An 18,877-nucleotide genomic window follows, 5' to 3' on the forward strand; every position below is an offset into this window, starting at 1 on the left:
GCCCAATTGGCCCCGCCGCAAATGCGCGAGGTGAACACAGGCAAGGTTGCCGGTGACTAATCGTGAGTTTTAGAGGGTAGCTTGCGCCTGGGCGGCTTCAGCCAGGGCCATGGCCGCCCGCGTTTTGGCACGCGGTTTGGGAGCGTACAGCGCGCCGATGCGCCCCAGAAAATCAGGCAGGGTTTCCTCTGCATCCACCAGCCCGCGGCTGATTGCATCCGCTCCCCAAAACACGTCGCCGCCATCCTCGGCATTATCCGTGCGGCTCATCCGCCCAGGAAGATCTGCAACGGAAATTTTGCGCCCCTCGGAAACCCCCGCCAGGAATTCGCCTTCCATTTCATCCAGGCGCATCTGGGTCAGTTGTTTGCCCTCATCTGTTGACGGGTCAGGCCGCTTGGCCCCGGCATGGGCAGAGGTCTGAATAAAGATTTGATCGCCACCGGATCCCGGCTGCATTGGTTGAGCCATTGTGGCCATGGTCCCAACCGAGCCAACCCAGGAGCCAGGGGTGGCGCTCAAATCGCTGCACTGGCTGGCCAGCCAGTAGCCTGCCGAGGCCGCCAACGGATGCACCAAGCCATGCACCGGCTTGACCGAGACTGCCGCGCGAACCGCCTGCACTGCGGCCTGAATGCCCATCACTGAGCCGCCCGGCGTGTCAAACAACATCACCGTGGCCTGCACCTCATCGCTGGCAGTGACTGCCGCCATGGTTTCTGCCAACCCGTGATAGGTGGCCCAGCCCAGATAGCGCTCCAGCATGGCCGAGTTTGGCGTAAGGATGCCCCGCACCGGAACAAAGGCAACGCCGCGATGCACCGCAAACCGCTGGCCACGTTCAAACTTGATCGCATCACCACCCATGGCTGACACATCAACCGAGGAAACAGCCTCTTCCTTTGGCAACCCCATCGACAACATGGGCAATCCATGCTCGGACATTGCCAGCGGCGCGGCCCCCAACAGGGCTGCAATAGTGGTCACTGTCATTGCTCTTTTCCTTTCGGCTTTGCCTCTTCTTTGCGGGTCATGTTGGGCGCAGGGTTCATCTTGTTGCCATTTTCCGTGGCCGGTAGCCCAACCTTTTTGCGCCCCTCATTCGGGGTATAGATCGGCCCGCCAACCGCCTTGGTCACCGCCTCGATCTGATCTTTGATTGTGGGCTGCAGCAAAGCGCCAAAGTCATGGCGCAGGAACATGCCGCTATCTCTTTCGCCCCGCGTCAGCACCGACATCGCCATGGCTTCCTCTGCCAACCCCGACCAGTGCAAGAGGCAATCCGTCAGATAATCGATCGCCTGCTGTTCGCCGTTTGCCTTCACTCCGTTTTCCAGCATCTGCAATTTGCTGGGCGGCATCCGGTAAATTGCAGCCAATTGCTCGCGGTCAAACTTGCGGCTGGCCAGTAGCTCCTGATCTGCCGCTGTCAGATCAAGGCTTTTGATATCATCCTCCGGCCCCAGAACCGGAATGCCATCCGAGTTCGGATTGGTGATGTGATCCTTGAGCCGCCGCGCATTGCGGGTCCGCGCCGCATCGTCTTCATAGCCTTCACCTAGTTTCAGAAAGGCCTTGGCATGGGCGCCAGAAACAGACCGGCCCGCCGCCTCTTGCCCGGCAAAAGCCAATCCAACGCTCTCAGTTGCGACCTGCAAAGGAGACCGGCCCGTCCAGCCATCCAGCGCCAAATAGCGCAGATGCACCATCGACCGGCTGGGCGCGCGACGCTGCACGTCTGCCCCATCGGTAAAATCATAGAACCGCGACCGGCCAGAGCGCAGCATCGTGCAGGCATCCTGGTTGATTATCTCGATCAGCTCCAGCTCGCCACCGCCATCACGAGGACCATAGGCATAGCTATTGCCGCGCAGCGCCCAGGCATAGATCAGAGCAAGTCGCATCACCTTGGCCGGCACACCCTCCGAGGCCTCGACATTCAGCAGATAGGCCGCTGGGTGATCGCGCACCCGCACCTCTTCCCCGTCGCCTTTACGCTGCCAGAGCTTCAACGGCACCTTGGCCAGATCCCCCGCGATATTGTTGCAGCAGGCAAACACCGTCGCATGCTGTTCGCCCCGCTGGGGCGAGACGCGCGGCAGATGTTTCGCGAGCCGCCCACCAGATCCGCCCCAGCCGATATCGGACAGCCAAGGCTCTGGTGCCATGGTACCAGAGGTCGCGGCCTCGGCAGACATCACCGGCGGCTCGACCCGCTGCACAACAGTCTCATCTGAACCGCGCGCAATATCCCATCCAAAGAACCTCATACCACTTCAACTTCCCGTGCTTTACGTTTCTGTTCGCCCGCCTCGGCGCGCCCCAGCGCCATAATCGCGGCCACAGCCGCATCGATCCGGCCCGATGATTTCTTTTTGTTCGGCTTAACATTCTCCGAGGCGTCCTCATCCCGGTGCACATTGCCAACCTGCCAGGCCAGCATGGGATTGCCGCCGTGGCGGATCTTGTTTTCCATGACCTTCTCTTCAAACCGCTTCATCGGGTTTGACATCGACTGATAGCCCTGCCGATGCTCCACCATCGGAAACCGGCGCTTGTCCAGCTTGTCGGCCAGATACTTCATGCCCCAGGGGTCATAGGCCACTTCCTGCAGATCAAAGTGCTGGCGGATCCATTCCAACCGGGTGGCCAGCTCATCCTCATCAATGGTTCCGCCTTTGTGGATCTCCAGCCACCCCTGATCACGCCAGCCGACATATTCCCGCTTTTCCGATTGCGCCCGCTGAATAAATCCCTTGGGCCCTTCTGGCAGGAAGGTGAAGGCGACCAGGTAGATCAGCCCATCAACTGGCACCGCGATCACAATCGCCGTAGTGTCGATCTTGTTGGACAGATCCAGCCCGACCCAGGCTTTGCGGCCATACATGCGCTCTATGTCAAACGGCGCGCTGGCCATGCCCTTGTCCCAGATATCCCGCGCAATCCAGGTCTCTGCCCCTTCAGTCCAGAGGTTCAAGTGAAAGCGCTTGAAGTTGGGCATGCGCCCCGCGATCGCCAGAGCCTTTTTCAGCGTCGACTGCATCGCATCGATCTTTTTGCTCACCCCCAGATTGGGGTTGCCCATGGCCCAGAACTGCGGGTCCGCCGGATCACAATCTGCGGGCGGCTCTGCGATGTAGCCAAAAAAGGCATCATCCTCGACGCCGCCGCGCAGCACACTTTCGCCATAGTCGCGCAGCTCACCGCAGAGCGATGCGCGGTCTTGCCCCGCCGTGGTGATCACCCAATCGATCGGCTGCGCACGTGCGATCATGCTCTCAACAATCGTGTCCGCCAGTTCGCGATCGGTCCAGCGGTGCATTTCGTCGCGCGCCAGAAAGCTGGGGTTAATCCCATCCGAGGAATCACCGTCCCGGCTCAGACAGGCAATCAGCCCGTCTGTTTGGTTCGTCTCGATCGCGGTGCGTGAGACATCCATGAATTCGCGCAAGAGCGGTGATCGCTTGATCATCCGCTTCATTTCTTTGAATAGCAGCCCCGCCTGGTTCTTGGTGGTCGCCGCGCAATAGCCCTGCGGCGCCGCCTCACCATCAAACAACTGGGTATAGAGCATCGGCACCGCCGTATCCGTGGTTTTGCCGTTCTTCTTGCCCACCTGGTGATAGGTCGACTGGAACCGCCGCAGACCGGTTTCCGATCGCTTCCAGCCAAAGACAGAACCATGCCTAAATTCCTGCCAGGGTTCCAGCTTCAGAGGCTGGCCAGCCATCGGCCCGGTTGTGTGCTGCAGCATGCCGCCCCAGTTGATAATCCGGCTGGCGGCCTGGCAATCAAAAAACAGCCCGCGATCGGCCCCGGTTTCCAGATCCATCAGGTGGCGCTCGCAGGCCATCCGCACCAGATCGCCCGCAACCAGATCCCCCTCAACAACCCCCAGCGCATAGCGGCTGACAGGGTGGTCAATTGGTTCCATTGGTTCCAGTAGGTTTATTCAGCTGCGCCATTACTTGATCAAACAACTCGCCTTGGCTTCCAGCCCCCAGCCGAGCCTCATCCACTGGGCTCAAACCAAACAGAGCAGCCTCTCTCCGCATCGTGTTTGCCGCCGTTTCCTGCAAGGTCAGCGCTGGATGCTTGCGCTTTTGATTGCCGTTGCGCCCCTTGCCAGTGTCATAAAACTGGCCTTCCATCGCCACCGTATTGGTAGAGGAAATGAAATTTGACACCGCCACGCAGTAGCTCGCAAACTGATATTTGAAGAGCAGTTCCATCCGTTCTTTCTTCACCAGTTCCGGCACCAGCTCATCCCAGACATCACGGGCGAGATCATCCATGAAGTCCGGCGCCGCCGGTATTTCTCTTTGGATATCCCCCTTCATGGGGATGACATTTTGCAGATCCGGCTTGCGTCCCTTCATTTCTCATCCCTCCTCTCAAAGTGGGTTTTTCTCTCCAATTTCCCGGTCGCGTAAAAAAAGGTTATCCCTCCGGTTTGTATTGTGGGGCCTCAGTTTTGAGATACCCCCCTTATCGGTGGAACACCTCACGCGCGGTCTTGCGGCTGTGACAAGAGTGGCAAAGGCTCTGCCAATTCTTGCGATCCCAAAACAGTTTTCGATCGCCTTTGTGCGGCATGATGTGATCCACATCCGTTGCCGCCTCGACCACGCCCAGCTCATCGCAATCAGCGCAGATCGGATTGGCGCGCAAGTGAACCAGTCGCGCGGCTTTCCATTTCGGATCTGCATACAAACGCCGAGCCGCAATGGCCGCTGGCGAGGTCTGCGCCACCGCGCGCCGCGTCTTCAGCTTTGCCTTGCGCGCAGCCTCGTGCTCTTCGCAATGCGACAGCCCAGGCAATGCGAACTCATCACAACCTGCAGCAACGCAGATCTTTAGTCGCGCCATCGGGTAATCCCAACTCTGTTTGAAAGCCACCAACGCAAAAGCGCCCGCCAGTTTCCCGTGGGCGCTTTTGTAGATGATGCACTATTCATGCTCTGCGGGTGGGTTAAGTGTCAACACCCTTTTTCATTTTGGCCAAATCATATCCCTGCATTCGATCAAGAGCCGAACAGAGAGACAGCCGTAAAGCCTTTGATGCGCCACCATCTTTTGACCATCCATGCGAATGAAGAACCTGAAGAATTGACATGTCACCCAGACAAACCATATCGACCAACCGACGAACATAGATGGCCCGGCGCTTCACCCCACCATTCTTTGATGGCCGGATGCGTCTAACCTCCTTTGCCAGCCCATCGCCAATGCGGCGATGCAAAGCCCGCAATCTCTGGAAGTCCCGAAAGATCGCAGCCTCTCGATCACCACCACCGGCACCGCCGGAATGAACAGCCTCAAGAGACGAACATTTGACGCCCGACGCTGTGACCCGCTCGACCAGCGCCGCATAGTCGCGCGCCGCGCTGATCTGCCCCGGCGTGAACAATGCGCTATAGGCCTGCGGTTCCTGTCCAGCCGAGGCCCGCCTGACCTCTGCCGCCCGATGCGCCTTTAGTGAAGCCCGCTCCATCGCATCGAACGCATCTGCAACCCGTGCCGCATCCCGGCCCGCCTCGCCAGTCTTGACCGAGACAAAGCCGCCACATTCGGTCTGGCGCATCTCGCGCGGCGTGAAGCGCATCATTGGCCCTCGGCCTGGGGCCATCGGTATCTCTGGACCGCATTCAACAGGTACACAGCCTCGCGCCCTGATCTCTGCAATGCGCGCTGCCTCATCCTGCAACCGGGCCACCCCAGCGGAGGTTACAATCACCACCTGCTCATTCATTGCTGCACCTCAATTTCCTGCAGAATTCGGCGGCACCTTTGAGCCGCCTTGCCACGCATCTCTTTCAGCCTCTGGTCTTCTGGCGAGGCAACAAAACCACGGCCCGCCAGTTCCTGCGCCTTGGCAATCCTGCGCCGCGCATCATCAGCCCGCCCCTTAATGGCGGCCAAGTCTGGTGACTTTGGCCATGTCCGGAACTTTCGTATATGCGACAGCAATTCAGGTGCCCAATCTTCTGCCACTGCCTCCTGACCGATCGGCCCGGAAAACACTGCAATCATTAGGGGCGAGGCGGTATCCTCCGGCCTTTGGATCTCCGCCGCCCATGCGAGGATCTTGGCCGCAATCGGAAACCGCGACCCATCCCGGCCACTAGGTCGCACTGCTGCCTGTTCTGCCAAGGCGTCCAGGTTCAATGCCGTCATGTAGGACAACCGCCCACACAGCTCATCGACCATTTCATCGAACTGCCTAACCGTCATTCCCGATGGCCGACGCAGCCCCAATCGCAGCAGAGGATCCACCAGATGCGCCCTGACCCGCTTCTTTGCTTCCTTCAGGTCTGTTGACCCCATCGCCCCTAACCTTTTCTCTGCTCTTTCCCACTTATCCACAGCCGAAACCGGCTAATTGCGTCACGCCAACGGTTATCTTTTCATTATCATTTTCTTCTCTTCTCCTTTCAGAACCGCGTTTTTTGGAAGAAAAAAAACTTCCAAAATCTTCCGGCGGAATTCCGTTTTCTTCCGGCGGAAGAATTCTGGAAGAAAATCACTCACGCGCGGACAAGGCATTCAGCGCCTCCTTCACCCGCGTCACCGTGCAACTGCCGCCAGGATACTCGCCCTCTATCCAACCACTGATCTGCTCAACCATAGACTGGCTCTCTGCAAACCGGGCACCGCCTGGAATATCGCGCACAAGGATCTTTCGGATGCTGGCAAAGCGTTTGCGTTCGCGATCATTGGCATTGGCGGCCGCATTGCGTTTTTTGGAATTGACCGCCTTCAGAGCGATTTCGGTCACCACGGGGTGATGCAGCCGCTGAACCCCATCACACAGGCATGGTGCCCAATTGTGCAGCGGGCCGACTTCGCGCTTGCACAGCCCATCAAATACTTCCTGCGATAGCCCGACCAGCTTTGCCAGCAGCTTGGGATTGGTTGGCAACGTGCCGACCGGGGATTGCGTTTGGGCAAGGCAGATTAGATCAAGGAAAACTGACCGAACCTCAAGGTCAGCCAGCAGCCGCGTGTCGCTTGTCAACCAGCGCTGATAGTGAAATTCAACAAAGTAGTGGCTTTCCAGCCTCTCACCCGCCTCAATCGGATATACTGGCAACTCGCAAGCATCGACCGGCTGCAAATGATTGGCCTGGATATTCATCCGCGCGCCCTCGCCATGGCCCGCTCGCCAACCGCCTTCTGAACCTTGGACAAGCGCCCCTCAAAGCCCGTCAACTGTGCACTAATGTCTGAGGCCTGCTGCGATACTTCAGCCAGTTTCGACACAAGATCCGCAACGCGCCCGGCCAAATCGTCATAGCCACTCTGCAAGGCAGCGATTTCGTCATTCCCGCCCGCCGCACCAAAGAATTCCTCGCGGATGGCCGAAACCCAGCCTGGCAGAACATTCAAAACCGTTGCGATCGTCTCATCGGTTTCATGACCAGAATAGCGCTCGGCCTCAACGTCATACGAGACCTCAAGCAATCCCATGATCTCGCGCCGTTGCGCTCGCGTAGGCTGCCTCATCAGAGCATCAGATGCCGGTGCCACAGGGACCGGTTTAGGTTTCCTTGCCGCCATTTTTTGTGCCTTCCTCTTCGCCCTGCAGGCAGGGCATCGCTCGGATTTTCCGGCAACTTCCCACCCCATCTGTTGAATTTTCTTGCGAGCCTTGCCCTCATCCCCTCGCGGGTTGGCAAAAACCTCATCCCGTTCACAGTCATCGCAGATGGCTTTCATGCGCGGCTGGCCCTGCGAGCCGAGCGAAGTAGAAACATCAAGTAACGACATTTATCGATCCGCCCTCAGATCCTACAGCACCGCGCTCTTTTGCCAATTTCATGACTGCCAGAAGGATTTTATGCTTTGCCTCGACCCGATTATACTTGAAGGCCCTGAACACATATTGGTGCCCAAATCCCAGCTCCAAACTTGCCGAACGCATAGAAGGCCAACTCAATCCACCGACAGAAAATGGCTTACCCTTCTTCCTTTTAGGACTAGGCAAACCAACCTTATCGATCCGCCCATGGTGCAGGGCATTATGAATTGCAGATCGTGTAACCCCGAGAACCTCTGCGGCTTCGGATGAGTTTTTATAAACGGTACCTCGAACTGAAATCGGCATTCGCCACCCTGCCGCGCAGCCAAGCCCAACGGTATCAAGGCGCTCCAATTTGATCGCTCGACAGATAGTGCCCTCAGTCAAGGAAAGAGCTTTCGCTGCCATCTGAACCGTCGGGTATGTCTCACCACGAATTACAATGTTTTGGTACTTCCGCGAACCCATCACACACAGCCCTCCACCAGATAGACCGGTTTGACAGACGCCAGCGCCAGGCAAACAGCAGCCCAAACATCGGGGGCCTCTTGCCAGCCGACAGCAGGGGGAACCACCACACATGCACTAACCCGGACAGCAGGCGCAGGCTGAGCGGCCTTGAGCCCACCCCAACCGGCCAAAAATGCGGGCGAAATCGCCATGATCCCGGCGGTGGCGAGGTCTTGCATCCATGCGCCCGCACAATCCGCACCCAGCACCGGGCCGCCCTCGGAATAGCTATAGGGCGTTGCCAAACAGGCCAGTTGATCCTTTGCGCGCACCGCTATGTCCGCCAACGGCACCCCCTCATGCAGGCAAGGCATGCGCTGCCAATGCCACCGCAACCATGTCCAATCTGGCTGCGTAGGAAACTGGAGCCGCTGCGTCGAGAGAGGAACGGGGAGCGCGGTCATTCGGCTGCAACCCGCATCGCTTCATCGCGGCGCTTTTGATTTTGCTTGTGCGTGACCATCTCCAGATGATCCGGGTTCACACAGCGCCGGTTGCGGCACCTGTGATCGATCTGCTTTTTGCCAGGAATGAAACCATTGGCGTTGGTGAACATCACCCGATGCACCGCTACGGTCTGACCATCCAAACACATGCGAGCATAGTCGCCACCGCGCCCATTGCCCGAGGTTGGACCAGCCCACTCCCAACAATAGCTTTGCAGGCTTTCGCACCAAACCTCATTGATGCGCGCCTTGACTTTGGCCTCAATTTCAGCCCGGCGATCACCCATGAAACACGCCCAAAAAAGCGGGGCGCGCGACACAATTCGCGCCAACACGCCCCAAGTTTGACAGGGAGGGATTGGGGGCCACTTGCAGGCGCGCCTGCCCCCGATCGGCGAAGGTGACGGATGGCACTCCACCGACTGCAGTGTTTCTTTTTGAGGGATTGACGGTTGCAACCAAAGCGGAAACCATTGCCACAAATTGACAACCCAAGGACATTCCATGAGACGAATTGCACTTTTGGCATTTCTCGCCATTCCCGCCTGCGGCTTGATCAACGCAGAACTCTATGACACCCGCCCCTCGCAATGGACAGAACAGGAGCTTGCCATCGCTAGATCTGCCGACAACGCCTTTACCGACCTCTGCCGCATCTACGACCTCGGCGCCCAAGGCTCCGGTCTCGGCGAGGCAGACTTTAAGGTACTGAACCGCACCCTGCGCCACTATGGGCTTACTAAACGCGACCTTGAAATCCTCCGAGATCCCAAAGCTGATATCGGCACAGGGCAGACGTTCCTTGGCCTGCAATGCCAGAACATCAATGATGTGGAAATCGTCAATCGGGCTTACTACCCCGGCACCGGGCACCAGTGGCAGGTCAAGGTCGGAGGCAGTTACGTCTACCTCGAAGGAAACAACACAAATGCCGGTATGACCGTTTACGCCTGGAACTGAACTCCAGCGCAGTCGATCTCCGCATTCTGGACCGAGGGCGCTCATTCAGCGGCCTCGGCTGGAAAGTCATCCAGTTTGGGAAGAAGAACTCCCTTTTCGTCCGCCTCTTTCTCACACCGCTTGTAGATTTTACTCGCTGTGTCCAAACGCAAATCGTGCTGCATGCCTTTCACAAACTTGGATACAGCATTGACAGGAACACCCGCCCTAACTGCCAGGGGGTACTCTTTCACATCAAGAGCATCCATTGCAGCAATCAGCCAAGACCTGAAACGATTTGCATCGGGGATATGAACTAAGGGATGTATCAATCTAAACCTTGGTGGTTGTTTTCACCTTTTAGGGTTATATTCACCGCCCTATGTGTTGTCCAGCTAACTTTTTGGGATATTTATTTTCACCTAATTAGGTGAAAGGATACACAGTTAGACATTAGGAGACTTCAAATGGATATCTGGGAACTTCGCAGGAGAAACCTGAATGTCTTGATGACACTCAAGGGGCACAACAAGTCCACCCTAGCAAAGGCCTCAAGCAAGTCAGTCAACACGATTGGAAAATTCCTGCGTGGCGAATCCAAGACCATGCGTTGGGACACGCTTGACGCAGTATGCAAAACCCTCGGCTTGGATAGTCCTGCAGTGCTAGACTCAGAGAACCCATTTTCTGACACCAAGAACCAACTCTACGAACTCATTAGAGGCATGAGTGACACAGAAGCATCCGAACTGCTCAACCAGGCGCGCAAAAGCAGGGACTAATCGCCCTTTTTGCGTTCAACCAACGCCTTCGCTTGCTCAAGCAGCTGCCCGGCCTCGGCTTCTGTCATCCGGCTGATCAGCTCCGCTAGCGCTGGTTTTGGTGGTTGAACTGCAGCAGACATAAAAAATTCCTCATACCGAATACATCGTCAAGTTGCACAAAGCAAACTTGCAAGTCCAGCTCATTTTGGTTAATTTCACCCCATTAGGTGAAGTATTCAGAGGTGACGATGTGTTGCAAATTCAGTCTACCAACCAAACAATAGGCGACATAGCTGCCAACGGGTTCGCTATAGGGTACGGAAATTTTGCCTGCGGAGACATTACCGCGCAGTCAAGTTACCCAGAAGAATGGCAAGGTCTGTATTTGGAAAACAACTGGCTTTTTGATGACCCCGTTGTGAGAACCGGCCTAACGACCCCCGGTCTATCCAGTTGGTCAAGACAGGACTTTGATGATCCGGCATTCCGAGACGCAGCAAGTGATTTCAATTTAACTACAGGCACCGTTATCTCGCACGAAGTAGACGGGCACCGCTGCATTCTTGGAATCGCCCATACTGGCCAGCTAACTGAAGCTGCAGAAGACGCAGCCCAGAACGCCCTCCGAGAACTGCACCACACACACTTACGCAACCGCGCCCTGCAGCTCTCAACTACACAAAGAGAGTTAGTTTATCTCTTTGCAAATGGACACAAAGCAAAGAGGGTCGCCGCTCACTTCGGCGTGTCAGAGGATGCAATCAAACAGAGAAAGCAAATTATTCAGAGGGTTGTTGGGGTAAACTCCTTTATTTCAGCAGTGAGCATTTGCGCCACTGCTGGTCTAACGATTCACCCAATAAGCTAGAAGCGCTACACCACCAATAATGGCACGATGCACCAGACATTCAATCTGGAGAACATCGTGGAAACGAACATTATCAATTGGTCCAGCATTCACAAAAACGGGGATCTCTGGTGGCAGCACCTCAAGCTCAGAAAGCGACTTTTTGTTGATCAGGAGGCTTGGGAAGTGCCCCACAATGAGGTGGCCGAATGGGATCAATACGACACCGCAAACTCAATCTACGTTGTAACCCACGATCAAGGCAGAGTTCTCGCCGCTTCCCGGCTGAACCCCTGCAGCTTTGAAGGTGGCGGCTGGTCCTATATGATCAAGGACGCAATAGAGGGTAAGCTGCCGGGCATCCCTCAAGACATCCTTTTGCAAGCACCTGACCGAGCGGGCACCTGGGAGGCCACAAGGTTTACTGTAGATCCAACTCTATCCAGCCAAGATCGCAACACCTACCTAGCCGCAAACGCTCAAGCCCTCAAACTTGAGGCAAAGTCGCGCGGAGCAAAAGAGCTTATCGCGCTGATGCCGCCCGCATACGTCAGATGGCTCACCAGTAACGGCCTCCCAACAAAGCGCCTCGGCCCCACAAAACGCGACGGGACAGGATCACGAATTTGCGTAATTGGAATGGATCTCAACAATTAGTGTTGATATTCACCTTTTAGGGTGATATTCACCACCTGCAACAAACAGGTGATGTGATGCAAAACAAGACGCAACTACTAGCGCAAAAGCTGATTTCGGACCAGCTTTTGCGCGATCTTGCCAGCGGCGATCCAATGCGAGCTTTGGGCGAGATCTCCGCAAGGGATCAGGCCATCCTTTGCATGGCCCTCCCTGAGATCTGCAGCGAGTTGCTGGAATACCGGCAGACAGAACACGCAGCACAGACAGAACCCAAGACATCCCCCATGCGCCGCCTCCTCCTGGCGCTGCAGCGCGGTGGCTGGCTTTCCTCCTCCCGCCCAGCCACCGCGCCCATTGCAGGGGATCTGTGATGCAGGCCCCCACCCCAGAAATTCATTTCGCCGCGGATGAAATCGCAGCCGCCCAAGGACTTTGTAAACTTCTGAAATTTCAGGACCTCGGCGGCAGTCTAACCCCGCCCAGCGATGATCCGCAGGACTGGTGGGAACCGGAAAACCTGACCCACCGCGCCGAATTGAACGGCATCACGGCGAGCGCCGCCAACTTCTTTGACGCCATAATCTCCTGGACCAAAGCCGCCCAAGCCGCAGGCATCCGTAATCGCCGCGCCACAGATGGTCGCCCAGATTGCCCCTACAACGGCCAGGGTCTCGCCCCCGGCGCAACCCCCAACCCAGCAGCGTGAGCGCTGCACAGGGGCGCGGCAAGCCCACCACTCACGAACAACAGTCGCGCCCCACCCAGACAACAGGAGGCACCCATGCAGCAGATCACCCAGGACAAGGCCCCCATGCGCGCCGCCATGCTGGCCAATGACGTGGCCTTTCAGCGCTACGCCGCCACCCGCAACGGCTTCCCCGGCCACCAGTTCAGCCCCACCGCTGCCACCGAACATCTGCGCACGGTTTGCGGTGTCTTCAGCCGCCGCAATCTGGCAACTGACGCCGCAGCCTTTAAGCGGTTTCAAGAAATGCACACGGACTTTCTGCTTTGGTCGGGTCGCCTGCAAGCCCCTAGAGAAGCTGGATAAATGACCATGAAACACGTTTCAGAGGCTCAAATAAGGGTACTAGCAGCAGGTATACAAGATTTGCCAACCCCGGCGGAATTGGAAGAGCCATTTGGCCTTGGCGCCCCATGGACCCACCACGCCAACCAGAAAGAGCTGGAGGCGCTGGCAAAGCTGCACAACCGGATCATCCGCAAACAAAAGGCCCTAACCCTAATGATCGAAAACCGCGCCGCCATCCGCCGCCGCTGCATCAAACGCATGCGCCGCGAGGCTGGCAGGAACTGAGAAGGAGGCCGCAATGGCAAAGCCAGTCAAGATTGATATCGACCCGATCACCCTAGCAGACCGGCTGCGCAAGTCTGCCAACACCCTCACAGGCCACAACATGCACACCGAAGCATTCCTGGCCGAGATGGCAGCCGAGATGATTGCCGAGCTGAGCCAATCCAAGACATCCAGCTAACCCCGAAACCGCACCGCACCCCTACCCCTTTTGATGGAGCTTGATATGCCCCTCCCCCTAATCATTGACAGCTTTGCAGGTGGTGGCGGTGCCAGCACCGGGATCGAAATGGCCCTAGGCCGCAGCCCGGACTATGCCATTAACCACAGCGCCAAGGCTCTTGCCCTGCATGAGGCCAACCACCCCGACACGATCCATTTAGACAGCAATATCTGGGATGTGGAGCCGACCACAGTAACCAAAGGGCGCCCGGTGGGCCTCTTGTGGGCATCGCCAGACTGCAAGCATTTCAGCAAGGCCAAGGGTGGCGCGCCCCGCGACCGCAACATTCGGGATCTCGCCTGGGTGATCGTCGATTGGGCCGAGAAGGTAAAACCGGACGTGATCCTGATGGAAAACGTCGAAGAGTTCAAAACCTGGGGGCCGGTCGGAGAAGACGGGCAGCCTCTGAAATGGGCGGCAGGCCAAACCTTTGATCTTTGGACCAAGCGGCTGAAAAAGGCTGGGTACAAGCTGAAATGGGGAGAGCTACGCGCCTGTGACTACGGCGATCCGACCATTCGCAAGCGGTTCTTTCTGATCGCGCGACGTGATGGCCGGCCAATCGTTTGGCCCAAGCCGACGCACGGCGCCCCCAAGAGTAAAGCGGTAAAATCCGGCAAGCTAAAACCATGGCGCACCGCGGCAGAATGTATTGACTGGTCACTGCCTTGTCCGTCGATTTTCGACAACGCCGCTCAGATCAAAGAAAAGCACGGCCTGCGCGCGATCCGTCCGCTAGCCAACAACACCCTGGCCCGCGTGGCGCGCGGTATGCAGCGCTATGTCTTGGACGCTGAAAACCCCTTTGTGGTCGAATTGCCAGATGGACAGACCGCCGCACCCTCGGTTCAAAGGTTCAACACCGGGGCAACCGGGCAAGATCTGCGCGAACCACTGGCGACCATCACAGCCAACAGCTACATCAAGAAGCCCGGCGGCGCCGCCCCCCTTGGCTTGATCTCACCTCACCTGCTGAGCCTGAAAAACACGGCGCGGCGATCCTGTGACGCGCAAGCGCCGCACCCAACAGTTCTGGCCAGCGGCACCCATTCGGCACTCATTGCCCCGCACATTATGACGATGCGCAACGCTCAAAAGCCTTTCAATGGCGCTGGGGAGCCGGTGCACACAATTACAGCCGGAGGCGCGGGCCTCACCATTGTGGCACCAGTTCTGACCTACGCCCAGCAAGGCGGCCGGAATCGAGATGTGACTAATCCTCACCACACCATCACGGCGAGCCAAAAGGATCAGAATGCAGTGATTGCACCGGTTCTGATAGGATGCGGCGGGCGCGCAGCGCAGAGCCGCCCACGCGCCGGGAATGAGCCAGTCGCGACCATCACGACAAAGGCTGACACTTGCATTCTGGCGCCCTTCCTGGCGCAACACAACAAGGCGCGCAGCGGTTTTAATCCCGGGCGCACCCTTGAGGCCCCGATCTCAACAGTGACAGCCACAGGCTCACAACAGAGCCTCATCGCCCCATGGTTTGCCAAATATTATGGCACCGGCGATGGAGCCCGCTGCAACGACCCAATGCACACGGTCACCGTTAAAGATCGCATGGGCCACATGCAGGCAGAGCTGGCCGCGCCGACCTTCTCCCCAGAACATGAGGCCCGCGCCCGCGAGGTGGCCGATTTCCTACGCAGCCAGGGCGTCTGGGATGGGGGCGAGTTCGTCACTGTCACCATCAAGGGGCAAGAATTCGTCGTGGTCGATATCGGCATGCGCATGCTGACACCGCGCGAGTTGTTCAGCGCCCAAGGCTTCCCACCTGACTACGTGATTGAGGGCGTCTGGTCCCTCGATACCAAAACTGGGGAATGGTCGTTCCACGCTTTCACTAAGAACGTGCAAGTGAGCTGCTGCGGTAACAGCGTCTGCCCCGGCTTAGCCAAGGCACTCGCCGCAGCCAATTGCGGACACCTGATCGCGACCGAACAGCAAGGCATTCAAGTTTCGACTGCATGACCCGCCCCGATACACCCCGAACCCCCACCCCTTTGATGGAACCCGATAATGAGTGAACCCTCGTACTACGACCCATGGAATGAGACAGGTCGCGTCGCTACCGGGTGCCATGAAAGCACCAAGCCAACGCACTCACAGATCCTGGGGCCAGACGGAAAACCGCTCGCGTATAAGCCAAACCCCATTGGCTTCGACCTTCGACCCAGAGACACCAACCGCCACCATACCGAAACCGCACCCCTTTGATGGAGCCACCTATGAAGACCCGAGCCCAACTAGAATTGTCAGAAATTCGCGATGCCATCCGCCAGTACGTAGAAGAGAAGACAGGCGGAAAAGTTCAGGACAACGGCATCCACCTGCGCTTCAGCAAGGCCGACCCTGACGACCCACGCGAAAGCGACAGCTTCTCCGCTTCAGTCACCTACACGACTTAACCGCACCAAAAAATGAACAGACCAACAAGACTGAGAAAGGAGATCCCCGATGAACACTCTTTGGCTTCTGACGGCAAAATATGAAGGCAAGCCCGTGGTCTCTGCTGATGATGTCCGTCAAGACTATTTTGGCGGCATGAACCGGGAAGTGTTCCTTAAAAAGGTGGACAGCGGAGAAATCCCCCTCCCCCTCACAAGGCTGGGGTCCGGTCAGAAAGCGGCTAAATGCGTCCACATTGCAGACTTAGCGCAGTACATCGACGCTTGCGCCTTACAGGCAAGAAAAGAGCTAAAACGGAAGATCAGCTAGGCAATTGGTTGCAATAGTATGCCTCAAAGTATGCCTTTCTGTTCTGAAAATTTTTTATTATTATTTATCAGATACTTGCACTTGCACAAATCCGGTTACAAATCGCCACGGTGGTGATGCAAAACCCGATACGCCTGTTGCGACGCTCGGTCAAGAATTTTGCGCGCCCTGAGCACGCAATCACACGGCTGTGACCTATCGCCTTCGCAGCTAGGCTTGCTTGCATAGGGTCACCATGCTGTTATCGGCCAGAGACTGTCGCACACAGATCATACAAAGGGCAAAGCATGCAGGACCCAATCGCGTTACATTACTGGCCGACGCCAAACGGCTGGAAAATCGCCATCGCGCTGGAAGAAATGGGCCTGCCCTATGAGGTCAATCTGGTTGATATTTCCGCTGGGGATCAGTTTGCAGCGAATTTTCTAGCGATCGCACCCAACAATCGCATGCCCGCCATTACCGATCCGGCTGGCCCCGATGGCGAACCCGTTTCCCTGTTTGAAAGCGGCGCAATCCTGCAATATCTGGCGCGCAAAACCGGGCAGTTCTACGGCGAAAGCGAACGCCAGCGTCTGGTGGTGGAACAGTGGCTGATGTGGCAGATGGGTGGGCTGGGGCCGATGGCCGGTCAGGCGCATCATTTCCTGAAATATGCACCCGATCCCATCCCCTACGCCAAAGATCGCTACCGCACCGAGGTTGCCCGGCTTTACGGGGTACTGGACCGGCAGTTGGCGCAAAACCAATATGTGGCTGGCGAAAGCTTTACCATTGCCGATATGGCGATCTGGCCCTGGGCCTCCTTGTGGGAAGGCCAGGAACAGTCGCTGGAGGACAAACCGCATATGGCGCGCTGGCTGGACCAGCTTTGGGCGCGCCCCGGTGTTGTCGCCGGGCGCAGCCTGGAGGCCGCGCGGCGCGGTGATCGCTCTGACAGCCGTGCACAACAGGTGATTTTTGGCAAAGACAGGGCGGGACAATAGCCCCGCCTGTACCAGTGCTCAGCCCCTGCTGATCAGACCTCGTCTTCGTCCGGTATCCCGTGTTTCTGGAACACCTGCCCCTGGAACATAAAAAATGCAAACATCGCCACCGGCAGGCCAAAGGTTTTGAAATAGACCCAGGTGTCAGTGCTAAAGCTGCGCCAGATCACTTCGTTCGCCACTGCCAGGGCGAGGAAAAACAGACAGATACGTCGGGTAAGGATCATCCAGCCCTCATGCTCCAGCGGCATCAGCTCTTCCATCACCAACTTGAGATAACTTTGGCCGCGCAGCAGCCCTATCCCCAAAGCCCCGCCAAACAGCAGGTAAATCAGCGTCGGCTTCATCTTGAAAAACCGCTCATCATTGAGCCAGACCGACAGCCCCCCCATAAAAACCACCAGCACCAGTGTGGCCAGCTGCATCTTTGACAGATGGCCGGTGAGTTTCCACAACGCCAGCGTCGACAGCACCATCAACGGGATGAAGGCCGCAGTAATGATGATAAAGCCTTTGTATTCTTGGCCAGCGATCAAAAACACCTCTTCGCGCAGTTTGATATAGCCGATGAAAAACAAAACAACAGGGCCAAGCTCCAACACCATTTTGAGGGTTGGATTGATCTTCTTGGCTGCACTTGTGTCGCGCGTCATGGAATCTCCTGTAGCTCTTTGCCGCTAAGGGCCTTTTGGCAGGCTGTTGTCAGCCGCCCATCTCCACTATCACGGCGCCCAGCGCGATCAAAGCCATCAAGGCAATGCGGCGGGGACCAACGGTTTCTTTCAGCACCAGCCAGCCGATGAGGGCGGCAAAAACGGTGGAGGTCTCGCGCAGAACTGCGGCCTCACCGACCTTGTCCAGCCGGGTGGCCAGCATCACCGCGCCAAAGGAGGCAAAGGCCACAAATCCGCCAAAGATGCCTTTGATGACCAAAGGCGTCAGCTCCGGTTTTTCGGCCATGCGGCGCCAGCGCATATAGGCATAGGGCGGCATGGCCAGACCGTCGATCATGAAAAACCAGGCGAGAAAGGTAAAAGGATCGGCGGTGGCGCGGATACCATAGGCGTCATAGGTGGTATAAAGCGCCACAAACAGCCCGGTGATCAGCGCCAGAAACATCGCCAGCCCCAGGGTCTCGCGGTGGGTTTCCAGGTAGCGGTAGTTATAGGCGGCAAGACCAAAGATGCCCAACAGCAGCACCCCGACCCCGGCCCATTGCGCCAGCGTGAAGACCTCTCCAAACAGATAGTAAGAGCCGATCACCGTGAACAGTGGCCCGGTGCCGCGCACCACGGGGTAGACCACCGTATAGCTGCCTTTGGTATAGGCCAGCGCCTGCAAGACCTTGTAAGCCACGTGGATCACCCAGACCACGGCGAAGATCGGCCACATATGGGGTTCGGGCCAGGGCACCACAAAAAGCGCAAAAGGCGCGGCCATCAACCCATAGGAGGCATCAATGGCGCCGCGTGACAACCAGGGGTCGTGCCGCCCCTTTTGCAACGCGCCAAAAACCGCATGCAGGAAGGCCGCCATCAAAGCCAGGCCCAGCGCAGCTTGGTGCCCGGCTTCTGTGCCTTCCAGGGAAATTAACCATTCGCTCATTTGGGCAGCTCAATCTGTTTTGCAGGGGCAGAGTTGGGAGGGACGCCCCCAAACCCCCAGAGAAAATTTACTGCCAAA

At 57.3% G+C, this 18,877-nt stretch carries 29 protein-coding genes; 13 read left to right on the plus strand and 16 right to left on the minus strand.

Annotated elements, in window-relative coordinates:
• Positions 1-69: 69 nt before the first annotated feature.
• The 12 genes from QZ268_RS06900 to QZ268_RS06955 all read right to left on the minus strand — a co-directional run bounded on the left by QZ268_RS06900 (position 70) and on the right by QZ268_RS06955 (position 9,044).
• Entirely contained in the window at positions 70-993 is a 924-nt protein-coding gene (locus QZ268_RS06900; protein WP_295450110.1) for a S49 family peptidase, read from the minus strand.
• Positions 990-2,270: a phage portal protein gene (locus tag QZ268_RS06905; protein ID WP_295450113.1), complete on the minus strand. Its 1,281-nt coding sequence runs from the start codon at positions 2,268-2,270 to the stop codon at positions 990-992. Before QZ268_RS06905 ends, QZ268_RS06900 begins: the two co-directional genes overlap by 4 nt.
• On the minus strand, positions 2,267-3,934 hold the full coding sequence (locus QZ268_RS06910; protein ID WP_295450116.1) for a terminase TerL endonuclease subunit: 1,668 nt from the start codon (positions 3,932-3,934) through the stop codon (positions 2,267-2,269). Before QZ268_RS06910 ends, QZ268_RS06905 begins: the two co-directional genes overlap by 4 nt.
• Positions 3,921-4,340 (minus strand): phage terminase small subunit P27 family, encoded by a 420-nt coding sequence (locus tag QZ268_RS06915; protein ID WP_295450119.1) that lies wholly within the window; start codon positions 4,338-4,340, stop codon positions 3,921-3,923. The genes QZ268_RS06910 and QZ268_RS06915 overlap by 14 nt, the downstream gene beginning before the upstream one ends.
• 148 nt (positions 4,341-4,488) lie before the next feature.
• Positions 4,489-4,869 carry an HNH endonuclease signature motif containing protein gene (locus tag QZ268_RS06920; protein ID WP_295450123.1) on the minus strand — a complete coding sequence of 127 codons (381 nt, stop codon included), beginning with the start codon at positions 4,867-4,869 and terminating at the stop codon, positions 4,489-4,491.
• Positions 4,870-4,972: 103 nt separating this feature from the next.
• Positions 4,973-5,608, minus strand: coding sequence for a hypothetical protein (locus tag QZ268_RS06925; protein WP_295450126.1), 636 nt, complete (start codon positions 5,606-5,608; stop codon positions 4,973-4,975).
• A gap of 140 nt (positions 5,609-5,748) precedes the next feature.
• Complete coding sequence (locus tag QZ268_RS06930; RefSeq protein WP_295450129.1) at positions 5,749-6,327, minus strand: hypothetical protein; 579 nt, start codon at positions 6,325-6,327, stop codon at positions 5,749-5,751.
• A gap of 196 nt (positions 6,328-6,523) precedes the next feature.
• Positions 6,524-7,138 (minus strand): hypothetical protein, encoded by a 615-nt coding sequence (locus QZ268_RS06935; RefSeq protein ID WP_295450131.1) that lies wholly within the window; start codon positions 7,136-7,138, stop codon positions 6,524-6,526.
• Positions 7,135-7,506 carry a hypothetical protein gene (locus tag QZ268_RS06940; protein ID WP_295450133.1) on the minus strand — a complete coding sequence of 124 codons (372 nt, stop codon included), beginning with the start codon at positions 7,504-7,506 and terminating at the stop codon, positions 7,135-7,137. The genes QZ268_RS06935 and QZ268_RS06940 overlap by 4 nt, the downstream gene beginning before the upstream one ends.
• 250 nt (positions 7,507-7,756) lie before the next feature.
• Positions 7,757-8,269, minus strand: a complete 513-nt coding sequence (locus tag QZ268_RS06945) for a hypothetical protein (protein ID WP_295450135.1) — start codon at positions 8,267-8,269, stop codon at positions 7,757-7,759.
• Complete coding sequence (locus QZ268_RS06950; protein WP_295450137.1) at positions 8,269-8,583, minus strand: hypothetical protein; 315 nt, start codon at positions 8,581-8,583, stop codon at positions 8,269-8,271. The genes QZ268_RS06945 and QZ268_RS06950 overlap by 1 nt, the downstream gene beginning before the upstream one ends.
• 128 nt (positions 8,584-8,711) lie before the next feature.
• The gene (locus QZ268_RS06955; protein ID WP_295450139.1) at positions 8,712-9,044 is read right to left on the minus strand and encodes an HNH endonuclease signature motif containing protein; all 333 of its coding nucleotides are present in this window, start codon (positions 9,042-9,044) and stop codon (positions 8,712-8,714) included.
• 217 nt (positions 9,045-9,261) lie between these two features.
• On the opposite strand from QZ268_RS06955, the gene QZ268_RS06960 reads away from it, so the two are divergent.
• On the plus strand, positions 9,262-9,717 hold the full coding sequence (locus QZ268_RS06960) for a hypothetical protein (protein WP_295450142.1): 456 nt from the start codon (positions 9,262-9,264) through the stop codon (positions 9,715-9,717).
• A gap of 41 nt (positions 9,718-9,758) precedes the next feature.
• Here QZ268_RS06960 and QZ268_RS06965 read toward each other — a convergent pair whose 3' ends face one another.
• Positions 9,759-9,965: a hypothetical protein gene (locus QZ268_RS06965; protein ID WP_295450145.1), complete on the minus strand. Its 207-nt coding sequence runs from the start codon at positions 9,963-9,965 to the stop codon at positions 9,759-9,761.
• Between the two features lie 198 nt (positions 9,966-10,163).
• Between QZ268_RS06965 and QZ268_RS06970 the strand changes: the two genes are divergently transcribed.
• Entirely contained in the window at positions 10,164-10,478 is a 315-nt protein-coding gene (locus tag QZ268_RS06970) for a helix-turn-helix transcriptional regulator (protein WP_295450147.1), read from the plus strand.
• On the opposite strand, the gene QZ268_RS06975 is transcribed toward QZ268_RS06970, so the two are convergent.
• The gene (locus QZ268_RS06975) at positions 10,475-10,600 is read right to left on the minus strand and encodes a hypothetical protein (protein ID WP_295450149.1); all 126 of its coding nucleotides are present in this window, start codon (positions 10,598-10,600) and stop codon (positions 10,475-10,477) included. The two genes, QZ268_RS06970 and QZ268_RS06975, sit on opposite strands and share 4 nt — an antisense overlap.
• Before the next feature lie 32 nt (positions 10,601-10,632).
• Between QZ268_RS06975 and QZ268_RS06980 the strand changes: the two genes are divergently transcribed.
• The 11 genes from QZ268_RS06980 (at position 10,633) to QZ268_RS07030 (ending at position 17,194) form a co-directional block, all read left to right on the plus strand.
• The gene (locus QZ268_RS06980) at positions 10,633-11,328 is read left to right on the plus strand and encodes an autoinducer binding domain-containing protein (protein WP_295450151.1); all 696 of its coding nucleotides are present in this window, start codon (positions 10,633-10,635) and stop codon (positions 11,326-11,328) included.
• A 57-nt stretch (positions 11,329-11,385) separates the two neighbouring features.
• Positions 11,386-11,964 carry an acyl-homoserine-lactone synthase gene (locus tag QZ268_RS06985; RefSeq protein WP_295450155.1) on the plus strand — a complete coding sequence of 193 codons (579 nt, stop codon included), beginning with the start codon at positions 11,386-11,388 and terminating at the stop codon, positions 11,962-11,964.
• A 56-nt stretch (positions 11,965-12,020) separates the two neighbouring features.
• Positions 12,021-12,317, plus strand: coding sequence for a hypothetical protein (locus QZ268_RS06990; RefSeq protein WP_295450157.1), 297 nt, complete (start codon positions 12,021-12,023; stop codon positions 12,315-12,317).
• Positions 12,317-12,652 carry a hypothetical protein gene (locus QZ268_RS06995; RefSeq protein WP_295450158.1) on the plus strand — a complete coding sequence of 112 codons (336 nt, stop codon included), beginning with the start codon at positions 12,317-12,319 and terminating at the stop codon, positions 12,650-12,652. Before QZ268_RS06990 ends, QZ268_RS06995 begins: the two co-directional genes overlap by 1 nt.
• A 75-nt stretch (positions 12,653-12,727) precedes the next feature.
• Complete coding sequence (locus QZ268_RS07000; protein ID WP_295450160.1) at positions 12,728-12,997, plus strand: hypothetical protein; 270 nt, start codon at positions 12,728-12,730, stop codon at positions 12,995-12,997.
• A gap of 6 nt (positions 12,998-13,003) precedes the next feature.
• Entirely contained in the window at positions 13,004-13,264 is a 261-nt protein-coding gene (locus tag QZ268_RS07005) for a hypothetical protein (RefSeq protein ID WP_295450162.1), read from the plus strand.
• 13 nt (positions 13,265-13,277) lie between these two features.
• On the plus strand, positions 13,278-13,442 hold the full coding sequence (locus tag QZ268_RS07010) for a hypothetical protein (RefSeq protein ID WP_295450163.1): 165 nt from the start codon (positions 13,278-13,280) through the stop codon (positions 13,440-13,442).
• Positions 13,443-13,487: 45 nt separating this feature from the next.
• Positions 13,488-15,461: a DNA cytosine methyltransferase gene (locus QZ268_RS07015; protein WP_295450166.1), complete on the plus strand. Its 1,974-nt coding sequence runs from the start codon at positions 13,488-13,490 to the stop codon at positions 15,459-15,461.
• Between the two features lie 257 nt (positions 15,462-15,718).
• Positions 15,719-15,898: a hypothetical protein gene (locus QZ268_RS07020; protein WP_295450168.1), complete on the plus strand. Its 180-nt coding sequence runs from the start codon at positions 15,719-15,721 to the stop codon at positions 15,896-15,898.
• A 49-nt stretch (positions 15,899-15,947) separates the two neighbouring features.
• Positions 15,948-16,208 (plus strand): pyocin activator PrtN family protein, encoded by a 261-nt coding sequence (locus QZ268_RS07025; protein WP_295450171.1) that lies wholly within the window; start codon positions 15,948-15,950, stop codon positions 16,206-16,208.
• A 287-nt stretch (positions 16,209-16,495) separates the two neighbouring features.
• The gene (locus QZ268_RS07030) at positions 16,496-17,194 is read left to right on the plus strand and encodes a glutathione S-transferase N-terminal domain-containing protein (protein ID WP_295450173.1); all 699 of its coding nucleotides are present in this window, start codon (positions 16,496-16,498) and stop codon (positions 17,192-17,194) included.
• Positions 17,195-17,226: 32 nt separating this feature from the next.
• On the opposite strand, the gene QZ268_RS07035 is transcribed toward QZ268_RS07030, so the two are convergent.
• Entirely contained in the window at positions 17,227-17,847 is a 621-nt protein-coding gene (locus QZ268_RS07035; protein WP_295450175.1) for an inner membrane-spanning protein YciB, read from the minus strand.
• Between the two features lie 49 nt (positions 17,848-17,896).
• Positions 17,897-18,799, minus strand: a complete 903-nt coding sequence (locus tag QZ268_RS07040) for an EamA family transporter (RefSeq protein WP_295450178.1) — start codon at positions 18,797-18,799, stop codon at positions 17,897-17,899.
• Positions 18,800-18,877 lie beyond the last annotated feature (78 nt).

Source organism: uncultured Pseudophaeobacter sp., assembly GCA_905479575.1.
In the GTDB taxonomy this organism is placed as follows: Bacteria; Pseudomonadota; Alphaproteobacteria; order Rhodobacterales; family Rhodobacteraceae; genus Pseudophaeobacter.